Below are 17828 nucleotides of genomic sequence, written 5' to 3' on the forward strand. Positions count from 1 at the left end.
AATCCTCCGAAGTAACAGGCATAAAGCTATTTATATTTTACACCTTTGACAGATGCTAGGGGTCAGTCATCTCTCTCAAGATATATAGCCATCCTTACAGGAGTCGTAAATTTTTTACCCCACCCCAACCTTCCCCGAACCCGCTCTGAGAAAGTAAGAAATTCACAAATGATGCGAGGATTGCTATATGAAGTCAATCTTAAATCTAAAATAGACTAAGTTGCTTTAAATTCCTTTGAGGAGCGATCGCCAATCCCGACAGCGTTTCAGGTAAATGCGAGCTACATGATCGCTGGGATTTGTTCGCAAACACTCTTCAAATAATTTTCCTGCTTCTCGGAATTCTTTCCGCTCGCACAGTAACATAGCTTCATTATATACAGACAAATTTGCTAGCTTTGCCGACAAACTTTCGGGCGGGTCTGCATCAAATACCTCATAAACTACCACATATTGAGATTTTCCTTTTACCTGTACTTTATCCACAATTCTAATTGCATAATCGGTGGGATTTCGCAACCGTTCCAAAGTCTGCTGAGAAATTAACAGAGGTACGCCGTAATCTTTGGTCAATCCTTCAATGCGAGATGCTAAATTAACAGCATCGCTAATCACAGTGCTGTCCATCCGGCTTTTACCCCCGACTGTCCCCAGCATCAAAGAACCCGAATTGATGCCAATGCCAATTTGAATCGGGACGTAGCCGACGCCTTGACGGTATTCGTTGTAAGTTTTGAGGATATTTAGCATTGCAATACCCGCTTTCACTGCATCATCTGCAAAGTCACTAAACAAAGCCATAATTGCATCGCCGATGTATTTGTCAATAAACCCGTTATTGCTAGTAATCGCAGGCTCCATCCGCGAAAGGTAAGCATTGATAAATTTAAAATTTTCTTGGGGAGTCATAGTTTCTGAAAGCGTCGTGAAGTCGCGAATATCCGCAAATAGCACCGACATTTCCTGCTGCACTTGGTCGCCTAAATGGACATCTATAATACTTTCATATCCCAACAGATTTAGAAATTGGTGTGGCACAAATCTACCGTAAGCATCAGTTAAGTCTGATTCGGCATCCAGGGATTTTTCTAAATTTTGGTTGAGGTCAAATAGTTCCTTAATAAATAAATGGCGCTGGGATTCAGCTTCTTTGCGTTCCGTGACATCTTGAAAAACTGCGATCGCAAAAGCAACTTTGCCACCATCGTCAAAAATTGGCCTTCCCCAAATTTCTAGGGGAACTTTCTTGTCGGTTCGATGAATTTCCAGATCGTCAGCAGTCGCGTTTTCGCCCCTTAAAGCTCGGACGAGCGGCAAATTCTCGAAAGGATAAATTGTCTCCGTTCCCGCGATATAAATTTGATAACTTTCTGACAAATCCTCAACAGAATTTAAGGGCAAAACTCCTTGACCGAGTAACTGCTGTCCGGCGTGATTTACGTAGTAAGGTTTGCCTTGAGAATCGAGCACTACCACGCCTACCGGAATCGCTTCGAGAAATTGAGCCAGCTTGATTTCGCCTTCGCGCACCGCCTCGAATGCGCGAGAGCGTAACTCAGTTTCAACCGTATCGGAATGTTCAGCAGTAGTTTCCAGCAAGATTTCCAGATCCGCTTTTTCCTCCTTCAAGTCTTCCACTTGCTGGCGCAATCTTTCTATCTCTAAAAGTAGCTGTTCTCTAGATGGTTGTTCTTCCAGCATAACTCGAGAATTTGCGCCTCGACTAACAAAAAATTGCTTAACATCTCGCACCCTAAAATTAATCGTGTTTTTATAGAAATTCCAACTGCAAACCAGGCATCAGGCGCTGAAAATTCCTCAAAGATTTACCGTGCCAAGCTATGCTTTGAGAGCCTTGCACCGCCATTTGCACCCTGGCTGTTTTGCGGATCTCGATAATAAACTTCGATAGCATATTGATGCCAGAACTGTTCAAAAATTCTAACTGCTGCAAATTGAGGGTAATTTTCGTCGGTTCCAAGTCGGCAACTTTAGTCAGAAACTGCGCTATCGGCGCGTACTCAGCAGGCCCGCTCAGCCTTAGAGATCCAATAAAACTCACGGTTGCCGTTGCTGGATCGTAACAGATCTGGTAATCTTCTGTATTAATTTCCATAGCCACAAAAAAAAGTCCCTTAGATATTATCGATCGCTAGCGTTGCTTATCAAAGAAATGGGTCTAAAACCCCGTCCTTCTACGAGGGCTTTGAGCTAGAATAGAGAAGTCTACAGGCTCAAGACGCGTTGAAATAGCTACGATGAGAGCGGAGCGCACCTAGACAGTTCGGAGGGGCAATGCTTAACTGCAACCCTGAAGACACCAAGCTTTTTGCTTGAGTACAACGAAACATAGTCGCCTAGCGGGCATTGGGAGACTATAAACGGACGTGGAGCAACGGTAAGACTACTTTGGTAGCGCGTTGCTGTGAAGCGTTAAGGAATCTTCGCTCATGAAAGGACGAGGAGGTATGTCAAACTGTTAATTGCACCATAGTTGTCACCGCAATTACTTCCGGGTCTTTGTGCACGGTCTGGAATTTCCAGCCAAGTTTGGCGGTATAATCGGTGAGCATGGTCAACAAACCCAATCCAGAATTGGTACAGTTGTCGTCAGCAGCATTTTTTTCCAACCGCTGAAGGTAAAGTTCGCTTGGCTCCGAGGCCAGCAACTCCTGAATATAAGCCTGAAACTTGTCCACAGCTTGCGGAGAGATGCTGTTAGCCACTGAGACAATCACTCCCTCGCTCTCTAATTGCAGTTTAATATCGATCGGGTAGTCGGAGGTTTCATCATTAAACTTCATGGCATTTTCCAATAACTCGTTGGCAATGTAGCTAACAGCACTTTTTATTTCAGCTTGTCTTTCAATTGTCGAGGGTTCATCTTGGTTGCCCGGAAAAAAAGTCGTCAGGTAATCAGCCAGAAAATCAGCAGACAAACCGTTGTTCCGCCACCGCTGCTTGAGAGGAACCGAACTCGGAGAAAATCCAATTATTAAGTATTCTTGGCTAGCGGGCTGCTCGATGAAATCTCCGAAAATCTGAGTCATATCGATGTGAGAGCTAAAGTTTGAGATGAGGGGGATCACTGAATATATTTTAAACTTTAGGAGGGATATTCAAGTAGTTATTTTTGTTTGAGTACCAGCAATGTGATGTCATCAAAAACTTTTTGTTCGCCGATGTGCGATCGCACGTCCTTAATTACAGCGTGCCTAATTTCGGCAGCAGAACGCTGCCAATGAATTTTTATTACCTCAATTAACCTATCTAAACCATAAAGCAGTTTATCCATATTTTTAGCTTCCGTAATCCCGTCAGTGTAAAGCACAACCACATCTCCTGAATGCAAATGCACAATTTTCTCAGCAACAAATTCAGCAATATCTACATCCAGCCCGATCGGGAAACCCAAATCGATTGTATCAAACCGCTCTACACAACCGTTACACCGCACAACAATCATTTCTTCGTGCTGGCCGCTCAACTTCAGCATCCCCTCCTCATAGTCTAGCAAGGCAAGGCTAGCATTTTTGTCGCATTTCATCCGCTGCACGTTATCATAAATTACACTGTTAATAGCACTTAAAAATCTTACTGGGTCTGGTTCATTGTAGGCGAGCAAAGTTCTTACTGCCGTTTGCACCATAATCATTAAAACACCGCTCTCCAATCCGTGTCCCGTCACATCTCCAATGCCAATTTTCACTCTACCTTTGTGTTGGAGTACGTCGTAATAGTCGCCCCCTACTTCCTCAGCAGCTTCCATAAATCCCGCAATATCTAACCCCACAACTTCATTGAGTTCTAAGTCTTTGGGCAGCAGCATCTGCTGAATCTTGCGAGTAACGTCTAGTTCAGCGCTCATTCGCATATTTTCTGCTTTTAGGCGATCGTTGAGAACAGTAATTTCTTGATTTGCACCAACTAAGGCATCGGCAATTTTGTTAAAAGCACCCACAACTTGCCCCAGTTCATCTCTGTTATCCAAAATAATTTTGTGGTCAAGATTGCCGCTTGCCATCTTTTTTGCAGCTTCGTCAAGGACAAAAACAGTTTGCATAACGCTTCTATAAAAACTTACAAATAAATAAATAACTATGGCTAAGGTTATTAACACAACAATAGAAATTATGCGTTTCTTGGCAACGAAACTATCAATGCGTTTTTGCAGGAGAAAGTCTAATTCCTTGATAGTTTTATCCCACAGTTCAAAACTATAATTCAGAACTCGATCGCTCCCATCAAGATAGGCAGAATATTCCACTAATGCTGTGGGCTTAATCAGTTTATCTAGTTGCTCAGTTAGCTGCTCTACTACCGAGTTAAAGTTTGTTAAATACTCCCTTAATTTCGGGATCAGATTCCCGTGAGGATTATTGCTAAATCCTACCTCCATATGGATAGCTAAATTCTGATTAATTTCTCTCAATTTGCCTGCCAAAGTAATCAGTTTCGCTCTTTCTTCAGGTGTGGCATCGGAACGCAAGTTGTTTATTTGAGAGATCAGCCTAATCTCTGACAATATTTTTTGGATTTCTGGAAGTTTCAGCAAAGTAGCATCCATCAAATAATAGGTATCTAGATCCGGGTCTAAAATGAGATTAGAAGTATCGCCGACGCGAGCGCTCAGTCTATCAATATCTGTAGCTAAACGTTGATAGAAAAAATCGTAAGTTTCTAAACTCCAATGGCTGTGGCGAAGTTTGAATTTGTGCCAATCTTGATAAAGATTATTAAATTTTTTACTGGATATTAATGTGTTTCCAAGCTGGCTATCTGTATTAGCCATCGCTTGAAATTTATTGTCTATCTTGGCTTTTAAATTTGTTCTTAATTCTGAATTGCTTAAACTAGGATTTAACCTCTGATTCGGATAATTTAAGAGTTGAAGTTTCGGTATATATTCCCTCAACTGGCGCAGTCGCCGCAGGTATTCATTTCCGTAGATTTCTTTTTGGGCAAAATCAACTCTGCTGTTAATTTCGGAAATTAGCAGGTACATGACCAAGGTTAACGGTATTGCAAATAGAAAACCAATTAAGGTAAATTTTTGAGGATAGCTCAGCCGATTCATTAAATGGATTCCCAGGGATTTTCTGTTCATAATCGATAGATTTTAAGAATATTGTACTAAAAAAGTAGCGATCGCTACTAAAGTAGTTGCGGGGACGATCGCTCTAGAAAACCCGAATGCTAATATAATTAATCAGCGATAAGCTGTGGAGCATTTAAACCAGTAACGAGGCTTGTAGGGTGCGTCAGGAGTGAACACTTATGCGCTTATGCGAGAAACAATTCTGTAATGACGCACCCTACTATCCTCTTTTAAATGCCGAACAGCTTAGCTGATTTAATTTCTAATGCGTTTTCGTCCAGTGGCAACAATTTTTGTGGCATCCCTGTGATATCCTTGGCTGAGCTCGCCTCCCCCAGTCTAAAACACGTTTAGCAGTTTTGGAACGAAGAATAGTAATTTGTACTGAGATTCGGGGGCAGGAGTAGAGGCTTTTAAGAATATTTACTTAAGCATAAATTTTTCTTAATACCCGGAGACAACAAGTAAAAATTAAGTAATAACTGGGTAGTGCAAGTTTCCTGAAACACAACTGCAGGCGGCGAGTAGAAAATACTTGCGCCCCACGCACCAGCAGTCAAATCGGTTCTGCACAAAGGAACCAATAGCACCAGCAATAGTGTCTAAATAAGTATCTGCAGTTGAGTGTTCAGGAGCGATCGCGCATTGTGTAAAGTGAGGCAGAGGGCATATTATGAAAAGAATCTCCCAAAATAAATTTCCAAAAAATAAAAACCGAGACCAAAAGCAGCCCAATCCAGTAATCTTGGCTTTGGTGCTCACAGGAATTCTGGTATGGGAAATGTATCCGGCGCTAAGACACACCGCAGCAGCTAACGCGGGCGCTCTCAAAGATTCCCTGGCCCAGTTGGAAAAGCAACAGCAGCAAACCGCGCAGCAATTTTCCTCAGCCGCGGTGCCCCAAAACATCAGCTATTCGGTATTGGCACTTAATACTCTCACTTCCGAACCGGGGAATTTGGCCGAGGGTACGCGCCAAAATCCCCCTAAGCAATTGCCCGCAACCGTAGCAGAAGCAGTTCGCCGACAGTTGTCGGACTCCACTGGCATTGCTGCTGACAAGTTGAAAGTAACTGAATCAAGCGGACAAAGTTGGCCGAATACTTGTTTAGGACTCTCGAAAGCCGATGAAATTTGCGGTCAAATGATTGTTGAAGGTTGGCGGGTTGTGGTTTCGGATGGTAGGCAAACTTGGGTTTACCGTACTAATGCTAGGGGAAATATTTTGCGTTTGGAAAAAAAGTTAGCTAGGTAAATTTGAGTCTGTGAAATCAAAGATAAACTTCCTTTTGGAACAGGCAAGATGCCTGTTCCAAAAAGTGTGAATTTTCTTGTGGGAAGTTTCTGGTGGGGAGTAGGGGTTGGGCTTCTAGCCCGCCCCTTGCCTTAATTTGGGAGTTGGTTTCTTTCGTTGACATCCTCACCGACCTAAAGGCGCGGTGATTCCCAAACCTCACGATTTAGGTTTCTGTTTCATAGCAACTGCCTCTACCCACAAGGAGTTTTATGGTCTTATGTTAGCTCCACAGACTAACTCCGCTAGCCCAGCGGTTTTTATGTATCGAAATTCCACAGAAGAATTTCTTTGTCGTTTTGATTCAAGGGATGCATATTTCATTGCCCCATCCTCTTTTCCCGGTCTACCGATTTTTCTTCCCCGTTGCGAAACATCGCAAACTTTGGTGTTAGGGTTTATGTCTCCATCGTCGCGGGTGGGTCATTGACCACTGAAATTATACTACGACACCGTGTAAAGCCGTCCTAGAAGGACGGGGTTTCTACCCAATTTTTTCGATGATGCCGCCGCCCAATAGCACATCGCCGTCATACCAAACAGCGGCTTGTCCGGGGGTAATGCTCAACTGCGGTTCGTCAAAAATCAACTTAACTCTTGTACCGCCGACTTTTTCCTCTGCTTGGGAGGTTTCTACAGGAATAATTGTAGCCGGGACGGGTTGCGATCGATATCGAATCTGTACCTGAGCCCGAATCGGAGTCGTCGGTGCAGCTACAGAAACCCAATTCACTTTCTGGACTGTACATTCAGATTCTACTGCCAACTGTCGATCGCCCACAATTACCCGATTGCCAGCAGCATCAAGTTCAATCACATACAGCGGTTCCGGTGCAGCAATCCCAAGTCCTTTCCGCTGGCCGATGGTGTAGTGGTGAACACCGTCATGCTGTCCGAGCACCCGCCCTGACTTGTCCACAATGTCACCCTTTTGTGGCGCAATGTACTTATCCAGAAAAGCCCGCATCGAACCGTTACTTTCCACCAAGCACAAATCCTGACTTTCCGGCTTATCCGCAGTTGTCAAGCCAAATTCTGCCGCGATTCTGCGAGTTTCTGTCTTGGTAATTTCCCCCAAAGGAAACTCCGTACCCGCCAACAAATCCTGTGTTAGATCGTACAGGAAATAAGACTGATCTTTCGCAGGGTCGATCGCCCGCAGCAACTGATAGCGACCAGTAGCAGCATCGTAAGTAATCCTAGCGTAGTGGCCTGTAGCGATTTTTTCAATTCCGAGTTCTTCGCGAGCAAACTTAAGCATCGGCCCGAACTTCACAGTTTTATTGCACTGCGAACAAGGCAGAGGTGTAACTCCTGCACTGTAACCCTCCACCAAATAATCAATAATACTTGCCTGAAAGACCTCGCGGCTGTCAACAATGTGGTGGGGAACGCCCAAATCTTCGCAAATTTTAGCGGCATCGACCATTCCCTCAGAGCAGCACTGACCTTTGCCCTTCATCAACCACAGCGTTAAACCCACCACTTCATATCCTTGATGGTGTAAAATTGCGGCTGCTGCGGAACTATCGACCCCGCCGGAGAGGCCTACAACAATCTTGTTCATGGTTGGGGAGAAATTGCTATTTTACTGTTACTTTGTTCGATCGAGCTAATTTATTATACCACAAGTATACTACAAATTGCCACTGCTGCTGTTAGCTGAAATTTTAGCATTAATATGACCATTCAAAAATTTGTTGTCACCGCCGACCAAATGCGGCAAATAGAAACGAGAATCTTTGCTGCGGGAATGCCAGTCGCAGCTTTAATGGAAAAAGTCGCGGGACTGCTTGCTAGACGCATTCAGGAGATTTTGAAAGCGGAAGGAAGTTCGGCAACTAGCAGTGTACGGGATTTAACGGATAGAAGGAAAAGGGAAGAAGGGAAAAATCTTGTTAATTCTCAATTGCCAGTTATCGGCATATTGGTTGGGCCGGGACACAACGGCGGCGATGCTTTGGTTGTTGCTCGCGAATTGCACTTTCAAGGGTTCCAAGTAGTTATTTACTGCCCGTTTTCTAAACTAAAAGAACTAACAAAAAATCACGCTGATTATGCGCGTTATTTAAATATCCCATTTGTTGATAATATTGAAAATCTGACAAACTGCGAGTTGCTCGTAGATGGTTTATTTGGATTTGGATTAGAACGAAAAATTACTAATTCCACAGCCGCCGCTATTGACGAAATAAATAATTTAAATATACCCCTTTTAAGTATAGACATTCCATCGGGAATTCATACAGATACAGGAGAAGTTTTGGGAACGGCAATCCGGGCAAAACATACATTATGTTTGGGTTTGTGGAAAATGGCATTTCTGCAAGACAGAGCGTTAGAATATATCGGAAGTTCCGAATTAATTGATTTTGATATTCCCACAGCAGATATTGCAGCAATATTGGGCGAAACGCCAGCAATACAACGCATTACAAAAGCATCGGCAACTCAGCATTTGCCGTTACCCCGATCGCCAATTTCGCACAAATACACCAATGGTCACTTACTAATTATTGCAGGTTCCCGCCGCTACAGCGGAGCCGCAATTTTGGCAGCATTGGGAGCAAGAGCTAGCGGCATCGGAATGCTGTCAATTGCTGTTCCTGAGTCGATTAAATCGATCTTGAGCAGCCAGTTACCAGAGGCATTAGTTATAGGATGTCCCGAAACCCAAAGCGGTGCAATTAGCGAGTTGCCAGTAGCAATTGATTTGAGTACCTATGATGCGATCGCCGCAGGCCCAGGTCTGACATTGGAAGCGGCAATAGCTGTAGAATCTTTACTGGAGAGCGATCGACCTCTGGTTTTAGATGCTGACGGTTTAAATATCCTCGCTCAACTCGGCACAGTCCCGATTTTGTCCGAACGCCCAGCACTGACAATTATCACGCCTCATCCGGGCGAATTCAAGCGTTTATTTCCCGAATTAGCCGAGCAAACCGGCGACGATCGAATTGCCGCAAGTCAAGCAGCAGCTCAGCTTTGCGGTGCAACGATATTGCTCAAAGGAGCCAGAGTGTGCATAAGTTGGAAGGATGAGGGCGATTCCCTACGGGATAGCTACGCTTCACGTACCATCACCTACCTCAATCCCGAAAGCACCCCAGCCCTCGCCAGAGGCGGCAGCGGCGACGTTCTCACTGGCTTGTTAGGGGGACTATTAGCAAGTGCGATCGCCCGCAAGTCCCCCCCTAAATCAGTTGCTGTAACAGCAGCTTGGTGGCACGCTCAAGCCGGAATCATGGCTGCTAAAGAACGGACGGAATTAGGAGTAGATGCCTTTACTTTGACACAGTATTTAATTCCAGCTTTGCGAGAATTTGCTGAGTAAACAATCGACATGAGTTTGTAGAGTGCGTACCCGCATCTTTGTATTGGTGTGTACCGCGCACCTTACCCCTTGGTTTGTATTGACAACGGAAGTCCTCATAAAGATATTACAACTTATATTCATTAGGAATGAGAATTAAATAACTTCCACAAGTGTGTGGGATGGGCGTCCCGCCCGTCCAAAAAGGACGGGCGGGACGCCCATCCCACAATAACAATTAAAATTGTAAGTTATTTAGGGCTTGCTGAATAAGTTAAGAAAACTCGCTATCGCAATTAATGGGTGATTCAAGCTCGGCGAAACATAATTTTTTGTTGACTATAACTTGCCCAGTTATAGCTTTTAGTAATGATTAACCCGTAAACAGGTGTGATTTTTGGTTTTTGACATAAAAACACACAAAAAACCCGTCTTAACCAGGTAGAAAGGTTCATTACTAAAAAAGTAATAGCAATAGCTGTACCAGAAGTATTATCAAGTTTTGCCATCACGCGATTCAAGCTGAATCTTCGTTTACCTTGTCCGAACTTGCCCTCAATAGAGTTACGAATTCTCTCATCTTCCCAGGCTTGTTTCTTTGTTTCCTTACTCACAATTGCTGGTGGTCTTCCTAACGGAGGCCCACTAATTCTAATTCCTCTTTCTTTACACCAAGCTCGGTTTTCCCTTGTTCGATAAATGCGATCTGCATGGACTGATTCTGGATAGTATCCTGTGTAACTTTTAAATGCTTCAAATGAGTGCTTTTAAGTCTCCTGATTCGTTAAAATTATCCCAGCTTATTCGCTCTAAAAACACATACCCATCAAAGCAACTCGCTGACAGTTTAGCTCCAAACTCTACTGGTTTTCCTGCTTTACCTCTAACAATGGGACGGATGTGGGGTTGGCTTAAACTTACTATTCTGTCCTCAATACTCTGTTTGTTATTTTCAAATAACCAGAGTTGTTGGCGATAGACTTCTGTGAGGACTAGCAAAGTTTTATATTGCTTTTTGGTCAGACTTTCCAGAGTCGCACCTGATTCGATTAGCTGATCAATATGAGCCAAGTTTCTTTTGATATATTGCAGTTGTTTTTTAATTGCTTGGATTTTTTTGTTTCTGGTCGGTCGTCGTTGTTTGGCTACTGCTAAGTAGTCTTTTCTGGCTATTTTTCTGTAGGTTCTGGGTTTTTTCTTGATTTTTACTGTGAGAGATTTATAGAGAATGTCGATGATTTTTTCGGTATGAACTCGGGCTCGGTTTAATAGCCCTAAGTCCGTCGGATAGCTAATATCCGCTGGAGCACAGGTCGCATCTACAATTAATTTTCCTTGATTGGGTGATTCATTTTTTGCGTCCGAATCCTTTTTTTTTTCGGGTTTGACTGGGATGGTTTCGCGCATTTTTTCCACCAGGCGTTCGTTCACTTTATTAATTAGATTCGCACTAATACGCCCGTCGAAAGTGAACTAATAGCGACGGGTCAAATGGGAACTCGTTGCTGTAGAGTGATTGACCGATAAAGTATTGTAGATACGGGTTTTCACGGATTTGTTCTACTGTTTCTCGCTGAGCTAATTAAGAGTTTTTCTTTGATGATTAATGCCCCCAATGCCATCCGAAATGATTTGGCTCTTAAGCCCATTTCGGTCGGGAAATTTTCAGCATATTCTGCTTCAAATTCATCCCACGGGATAAGTTCGGCCATCTTTACCCAACGGTTATCTCCTGACAACCTTCCTTCAAAGGGTAGTTTAAAGTCGGATGGGGGGCTTGGGGCAAGCTCAGCTTTTCTGTACACGATCGCAGGTGGTGATGCACGGGTTTTGAGTCATTATACCTGTTTTTCTTGCACCCTTCCACCTTTTTAGGGTAACACAACTCATACAGTGTTTACTTTTGCAACTGCTTCAGCAAACCCTATTTAATTCGCGATCCTTACGACAAACCAACGGGTAACTCAAACGAGCGACACTCACATGAGTGACACTCTAAAAAGTGACTGTGCATCCACAAATCCCACCAGTTATACCTGAAATATCAAACACCAAAACTTAAATGTTGAGAGGAACCACATTATGTACACCGAAGAAAGAAGCTTGAACAATGAAACTATGGCTCTCGTCGCCGATACTACTGCTCAATCAACTCTGGCATTTGCTGAAACCACGGGAGTAAACAAACCGACTTTGCAAAGGGGTTCAACAGGTCAAGCTGTCAAGGAACTACAACAGCTTCTATTTCATTGGGGTTATTATTTCGGGTCGATTGACGGTATTTTCGGCGTCCAAGTTTACAACGGGGTCATAGGCTATCAACACCGCGTCTTTTTAAAAGAAGATGGGATTGTCGGCCCTCTCACTTGGGAAGCACTATACTCTGGTGCACCTGTGAATATGCCGATCGTCATGAAGGGCAGTTCTGGTAATGCTGTTAAAATTGTTCAGAATGTCTTGAAAATCAATGGATACTATTTCGGATTCATTGACGGATTATTCGGGCCGATGACAGATGTAGCAGTGCGACAATTGCAACTGAGCATGGCTTTACCGCAAGATGGAATTGTCGGCTACAGAACTTGGCACGCCCTCAGCAAGTTACCGCACTAATGACTGGTTGGATTAATATCAATTCCGGTTGTACGAGCGAAATGACTGTTGACTGTTGACTCGATTTTATTATTCTGATGCAACCGGAAACGATATCACTTTCAGTAATCGCAAAAAATCTGTAGATCAATTAGGGATTTAGGCTTTGCCTAAGTCCCTAATTCTCGTTAAGGGTAAGGCAGCGCGCGGGAAGGGCGATTGATTCCCTGCGGGATAGCTTCGCTTCACGCAAATTCTGTTACCGTTCCAGGCGATGAAAAATATTCTCGACTTTTCCGTGTTTTTTTGTTAGTATATCTTGGGAAATTGGGAGTCACAATCCGGTTTTTTTCCCTTCTGATTTAGTTGTAAATAGTTGCACTCAGAAAAATATTATTTCGATACTTACCTAACAAGACTTACCGATGGCAGGCTTATTCCCGGTTTCTACGAAAAATTCCAGGTTGAGTAACGAGAAATCTAGAAATCAACCGGGTTTTTAAGCCAAGCGCACGCAAGTCCCGAACTAGCCTTTGATGAACTTTTCTAATTTGTGAGCCATCTTCTCGACAATTCCCTCTGAAGTATCTGCAGCCGATGATTCAGCTTCAATACGCTTGACCACATCCTCTGAAAGATTCAGCAACTGCACTAATTTTTGATAAGCTGCGGCTTCTTCAGCGTTAATTTTTGGTTCATCGGGAGTGCGAGAACTAGATGAAATCACTTCATAGCCTAGTTGCAAGACTAATTCCTTTTCATCTTGAGTTTCTAGTTGGCCGATCAACTCGTCAAGGGGGATATTTTGCATGATGTAATCCCGCAGTTCTTGTTGCATTTGTTGTCCGTCGGTATCTGGGGCAAACAAACGACAAAAGCGATCGAGCATTAAATTAACTTCTTCTGTGGCGAGTTCGCCGTCAGCCCAGGCCATAGAAGCAACAATTCTCAGCAGATTCATTTGGCGGGGCGTAATTGATGGAGGAGGTGGGGTTTGCATAATCAAAATGGGTAATTGGTAATATTAATTCCGGTGCAACCGGAATTATTGTTGACTGTTGACTGTTGACTGTTGACTGTTAACTGTCAGTCGAAAAACTGAATGATAGTTGAGTATTGACGGGTGATTCAATTTTACCAGGAGGATGCTAGCGGAATTGGGAATTGGGAATTGAGCTTGATTTCTTCTGGTCTTTTCTTTCCCGTTCACCTTCTGTTAGGTCACAATTTCGATAAAGGAACTCCCAGCCATCCAGTAAAGTTTTGTTTCTGAATAGCGGTGGGCTGTTCCACCGGCACGATCGAGTAACGCATCGGGCGCGGCGGGGCGAGAGTAACAGGACAAGTCCGCAGTTCGTCTTGGTGAAAAACTGTCACCGAGACGATATCCCCTGGCTTGAAATCTTTTAGTCTCTCGCCCGCTTGTTCTGAATTTACCCGAAAACCTTCGATCGCCAGCAACTCGTCTCCCGCATCAATTCCGGCCAATTGTGCCGGAGATCCTACTTCGACAAATTTAACCATTTCCCGCCCGTTTTCCGTTCCCAACGTCCAACCGATGCGAGGTATTTCGCTAGTTTCACCTGCGGTGAGTTCTAGCCCGAAAGGTTCCAGATACTTGTTGTAAGGCAACTCTTCTGTGCCGTCAATATAGCGCGCAAAAAAGTCGCTCAAATCGATGCCGGCGACCGACTCGATCGCACTTTGCAACTCTTCGGGAGTAAAGCCTATTTCTGCGGGTAGCGAAGGAGAATTTAACTGTCCGTTTGAGGTCAAATGCGCCGATTTGCCGTCTGTTCCCGACTTCAGGTCAAAATCGCCGTTTTGGGCAGAATTAGCATTGCCAAACTTCTGCCACATCAAACGCATCACATCGTCGAGCGATCGCTCATTGCGGTGTTTGGCGCGAATCAACAAATCGAGCAAAAACGAAACAACTTCCCCTTTCAAATAATAGGAAATCTGCGAGTTGTCGCTGTTAGAATCCCGGCGATAAAGTTTAATCCAAGCATCCCAGCTCGACTCGCTCACAGGCTGTACACTCCGCCCCGGAGTCGTCTGCAAGCGAGTAATTTCCTTAGCCATACCTTGGAAAAAACCTTTCACGCTGTAGAGACCTGAGCGAAAAGGAATCACCAAATCGTAATAACTTGTAGTGCCTTCAGAGAACCATAAAGAAGGAGTATAATTCTCTTTTTCGTAGTCAAATACTTCGAGAGCTTTCGGTCGAATGCGCTTGACATTCCACAGGTGAAAAAACTCGTGAGCTACCAACTGAATAAAGCGTTCATACTTTTCCTTAGCCCGAAAACCAAAACGCGGATAGTTGAGAGTGCAACTCTCCTTGTGTTCCAAACCGCCAAAACCAGAGCCGGACAAATGTAGGAAAAACACATAGCGTTCGTAAGGCAAACCGCCGAACATTTTTGCCTCAACTTCGATCACTTTTTGGATGTCTCGAATCGTGCGATCGGGTTCTAAATTGCCTTTTCCCCAAACAACTAGCTGGTGGGGTTTTCCCATCACTTCAAAATCGTATACTTCGTGACAGCCAATCTCAAAAGGACTGTCTACGAGAGTGTCAAAATCCGCAGCAGCGAAAGTAAGATTTTGGCCAGAAACAGGCGGCAAAGTAGTAACGGTGCGCCATTCCGGCTGCGGCGGCACAACGGTTACGGTGTAGCAGTTGCTCTCAAAACCGGGCAAGAAAAAGCACAAAGCCGCCGGATTGAAATAACCGTGAGTCGAGTCTAAATGATTGGTTCGCACTGTCAGTTCGTTGGCAAAAATGCGGTAGCGAACCGTGATATCTGACACCGAATCGGTCTCGATTTGCCAGTGATTTTTGCTGAGCTTGCGCCAAGGTAAAGCTCGATCGCCCGATAGCGAGCTAAAATCTTGCAGGTGGCGGGCGTACTCTCGAACCAAGTAAGAACCGGGAGTCCAGACAGGCATTTTTAAATCCAGAACCGACTCCGACCAACCTTGCACGCGCAAAGTTACTTCAAAGAGATGGGATTCAGGATTGGGCATCGCCACCGAATATTGAATTGTCGGTGCTGTTAGTTGCCCCTCACGGTTGCCGGCAGCGGACGAGGTATCCAAAGAAGTAACATCAGTCATTGACTTGCCAAATTAATCAAGTGCTTGAGGTTGAGCAAATGGATAGTTTGGTGGTCTGGATCGATATTGATCCAACCTTTACTATCGAGTTTTTCCATAATTTTGCTGGTTTCATCTAGGGTGATATCTGTGACATCAGCTAAGTCTTCATAAGGAATATTGAAGATATCTTTGCCCTCAGCAGTTTTCTGACCGTAGTTTTCTGCCAGCTCGACTAAAGTATTTGCTAGTTTAACCGCAGGCTGGCGGTTTCGGAGTTGATAGCGGAGATTGGTTTGGCGGAGTCGCCGCACCATCAGTTGCAGCATCCGGTGGTGCAATTGCGGGTCTTTAAACAGGGTTTGGATAAATCGCTGAGCTGTGACGCTCAGAAGTCGCACGGGCGATAGAGCAAGTACGTCATTCGATCGGGGAGATTCGTCCAGAATTGCCATTTCGCCGAAGAAGGCACCCCGTCCTAAAATAGCCATTGATACAGCTCGATCGTTTGACAAGCGGCGGACTTTTACCCAGCCAGACACGACAAAGTAAATCGCGTTGCCCCAAGAATCCTCCATCACCACAGCTCGGCCCGGGGGATACTCATGCTTGACGGCATTTGATAGCAGCCCTCCCAAGGTTTCTGGGTTAGCACCCTTAAATAGAGGGAATAGCTCACTGAAAGCTTCTGTCTTCATCAAAAAAATGGGTAGAAACTCCGTCCTTCTAGGACGGCTTTATATTGTCTTTTTTTGATTACTACCGCCTTGGGACTGGTTGGCGGGAGTGTGATGAAAGTGTTGCACTTTCAGCGGGACAATTACCGCCTCAAACTTCCCAGCCCTGTACGCATAGTGTTTTGCTCTTTCGAGCCTCCCTTTCGGGGTGATGTTAGCCTGCGCCTTGGTTTAGTGAGCTTGTTGGGCCCAAAGCACTGCCCCAGTGACATTAGGGCTGTTTAACCTTCAGCGACAGAGCCCAAAACTGGCTTCGCATTCAAGGAGTGTCGTGACTCAAAAAACGTAGTCAGTTAAGACGCAAGGCCCGTCAGAATCGCTTGTCAGATTACTCTTCCAAGCCTCACGCCTGATAGCTGAGGTTCCTGACGCAAACTCGCGGAGGTGGAAAATATGATTAGGCGACACCCAACAGCTAGGGAAAGATCGATGTTTGGGAACACAAACAATCCGTTGCTCCTTTAATTGATCATAAGGGTGGACAGGCCCGGTTCACGTAAAATTGGCAGATTCTTTAATCTTAAACGGGTTTACAAGCCTGCCACTGCCTTTTGAACTTTACCCAACAGAGGTTCTATGTATTCCGGCCAGCCGATCGCGATTGACTGCGTGTGGGCCAGAGTTTCCGGCTCGATCGCATCTTTACTCCACCTCAGCGGTTGACCTTGCAAGTCGCAACAAACCAATCCGGCTGCTTTTGCTAAAGCCAAAGGGCCGGCGGTATCCCACACTTTAACTCTGCCGTTGAGATACAGGTACAAACCAGCTCGACCGAAGATAACTTCCATAACTTTTAAGCCAAAGCTGCCCAGCGAGTAAAATTCTGCGCCGGGGATGCTTTGGGCGATCGCCAGGGCGTAGTTTTTCTGGTCTTTGTCTCCGAGAATAATTTTACAATTTTCCGCTGTCGGAGCCGGGGGTTTGCATAGGGCGATCGGCTGTGGCGCTTCGGTTCCGACACTTTGGAACAATCCCCAATCTTTGCCGCCAAAATACATTTGGTCAAAAGCCGGGGCGTAGAGCCAGCCGGCCACCGGGTTCCCTTCCAGCAGCAGCCCCACCATGGAAGCGTAGTGCAGTTTTCCCCGAATAAATTCTTCAGTCCCGTCGAGGGGATCGATGCACCAGAGGCGCTGGTAATTGGCGCAGTAAGCTGTTCTGGAGGCGACGTTTTCCTCGGTGATCCTGCCGTCTTCAGGAAACAAAGCGCTAAATGCTGCCGATAGTTGTCGGTCTAGGTATTGATCGATACTCGTCACGTAGTCGTTGGGCCCTTTCTCGGAAACTTCAAAAGGTTCGGCTGCTAGCTTGTAAGCTTCTTGACCGCACTCGCGCAGGGTGTAGCGAATTTTTTGGTCTTGCTCTGGAGAAATATACATGAGGTTAAACATAAATTCTTTAGCTAACTTCAGCATAAAAGCTTAAGTCCTTGGAATCGATCGGCGCGTGTCATTCGATTTTAGATTTTAGATTTTAGATTTTGGATTGACTTGCGCGAGATCAATTCGGGGGCTTGAGGATTTGAGATTTTCGATTTTGGATTGATTTGCGCGAGATAAATCACGTGGCGGTACCATCTAGAAATTCTTGGTCACTGTTTTTGATTCGTACAGGATTTGGGCGCGGGTGTCGATAAACCCGGTTTCCTAACCGTCAGCGCGGTTGCGATACAAGCCCCAGACAGGATCGATC

Annotated in this window: 12 protein-coding genes and 1 pseudogene; 3 read left to right on the forward strand and 10 right to left on the reverse strand. The window is 44.9% G+C overall.

Annotated elements, in window-relative coordinates:
- Window positions 1–225: 225 nt before the first annotated feature.
- The 4 genes from QT987_RS17595 to QT987_RS17610 form a co-directional block, all read right to left on the reverse strand.
- Window positions 226–1701, reverse strand: coding sequence for an adenylate/guanylate cyclase domain-containing protein (locus tag QT987_RS17595; protein WP_333242219.1), 1476 nt, complete (start codon window positions 1699–1701; stop codon window positions 226–228).
- A 70-nt stretch (window positions 1702–1771) separates the two neighbouring features.
- Complete coding sequence (locus QT987_RS17600) at window positions 1772–2116, reverse strand: slr1659 superfamily regulator (protein ID WP_333156933.1); 345 nt, start codon at window positions 2114–2116, stop codon at window positions 1772–1774.
- Between the two features lie 355 nt (window positions 2117–2471).
- Complete coding sequence (locus tag QT987_RS17605) at window positions 2472–3050, reverse strand: DUF6272 family protein (RefSeq protein WP_333242223.1); 579 nt, start codon at window positions 3048–3050, stop codon at window positions 2472–2474.
- Window positions 3051–3127: 77 nt separating this feature from the next.
- The gene (locus QT987_RS17610; RefSeq protein WP_333242226.1) at window positions 3128–5107 is read right to left on the reverse strand and encodes a SpoIIE family protein phosphatase; all 1980 of its coding nucleotides are present in this window, start codon (window positions 5105–5107) and stop codon (window positions 3128–3130) included.
- A gap of 664 nt (window positions 5108–5771) precedes the next feature.
- Here QT987_RS17610 and QT987_RS17615 point away from each other — a divergent pair.
- The gene (locus QT987_RS17615) at window positions 5772–6353 is read left to right on the forward strand and encodes a hypothetical protein (protein WP_333242229.1); all 582 of its coding nucleotides are present in this window, start codon (window positions 5772–5774) and stop codon (window positions 6351–6353) included.
- Between the two features lie 523 nt (window positions 6354–6876).
- Here QT987_RS17615 and mnmA read toward each other — a convergent pair.
- The gene (mnmA, locus tag QT987_RS17620; protein ID WP_333242231.1) at window positions 6877–7959 is read right to left on the reverse strand and encodes a tRNA 2-thiouridine(34) synthase MnmA; all 1083 of its coding nucleotides are present in this window, start codon (window positions 7957–7959) and stop codon (window positions 6877–6879) included.
- Between the two features lie 114 nt (window positions 7960–8073).
- Here mnmA and QT987_RS17625 point away from each other — a divergent pair, with 114 nt between their 5' ends.
- Window positions 8074–9726 carry an NAD(P)H-hydrate dehydratase gene (locus QT987_RS17625; protein ID WP_333242234.1) on the forward strand — a complete coding sequence of 551 codons (1653 nt, stop codon included), beginning with the start codon at window positions 8074–8076 and terminating at the stop codon, window positions 9724–9726.
- 287 nt (window positions 9727–10013) lie between these two features.
- Here the strand turns inward: QT987_RS17625 and QT987_RS17630 are convergent.
- A pseudogene (locus QT987_RS17630) lies at window positions 10014–11510 on the reverse strand (IS5 family transposase).
- A 277-nt stretch (window positions 11511–11787) separates the two neighbouring features.
- Between QT987_RS17630 and QT987_RS17635 the strand changes: the two are divergent.
- Window positions 11788–12318, forward strand: coding sequence for a peptidoglycan-binding protein (locus QT987_RS17635; RefSeq protein WP_333054016.1), 531 nt, complete (start codon window positions 11788–11790; stop codon window positions 12316–12318).
- 505 nt (window positions 12319–12823) lie between these two features.
- Here the strand turns inward: QT987_RS17635 and QT987_RS17640 are convergent.
- The 4 genes from QT987_RS17640 to QT987_RS17655 form a co-directional block, all read right to left on the reverse strand.
- Window positions 12824–13297 carry a TerB family tellurite resistance protein gene (locus QT987_RS17640; RefSeq protein ID WP_333242237.1) on the reverse strand — a complete coding sequence of 158 codons (474 nt, stop codon included), beginning with the start codon at window positions 13295–13297 and terminating at the stop codon, window positions 12824–12826.
- A gap of 221 nt (window positions 13298–13518) precedes the next feature.
- Window positions 13519–15420, reverse strand: coding sequence for a M61 family metallopeptidase (locus tag QT987_RS17645; protein WP_333242240.1), 1902 nt, complete (start codon window positions 15418–15420; stop codon window positions 13519–13521).
- Complete coding sequence (locus QT987_RS17650) at window positions 15417–16097, reverse strand: Crp/Fnr family transcriptional regulator (RefSeq protein ID WP_333242243.1); 681 nt, start codon at window positions 16095–16097, stop codon at window positions 15417–15419. The genes QT987_RS17645 and QT987_RS17650 overlap by 4 nt, the downstream gene beginning before the upstream one ends.
- A gap of 569 nt (window positions 16098–16666) precedes the next feature.
- A complete protein-coding gene (locus QT987_RS17655; RefSeq protein WP_333242246.1) occupies window positions 16667–17551 on the reverse strand; it encodes an inositol monophosphatase family protein in 885 nt (294 codons plus the stop codon).
- Window positions 17552–17828: the final 277 nt, after the last annotated feature.

The sequence above is a fragment of the Microcoleus sp. SVA1B4 genome, assembly GCF_036700545.1.
Classification (GTDB): Bacteria; Cyanobacteriota; Cyanobacteriia; order Cyanobacteriales; family Microcoleaceae; genus Microcoleus.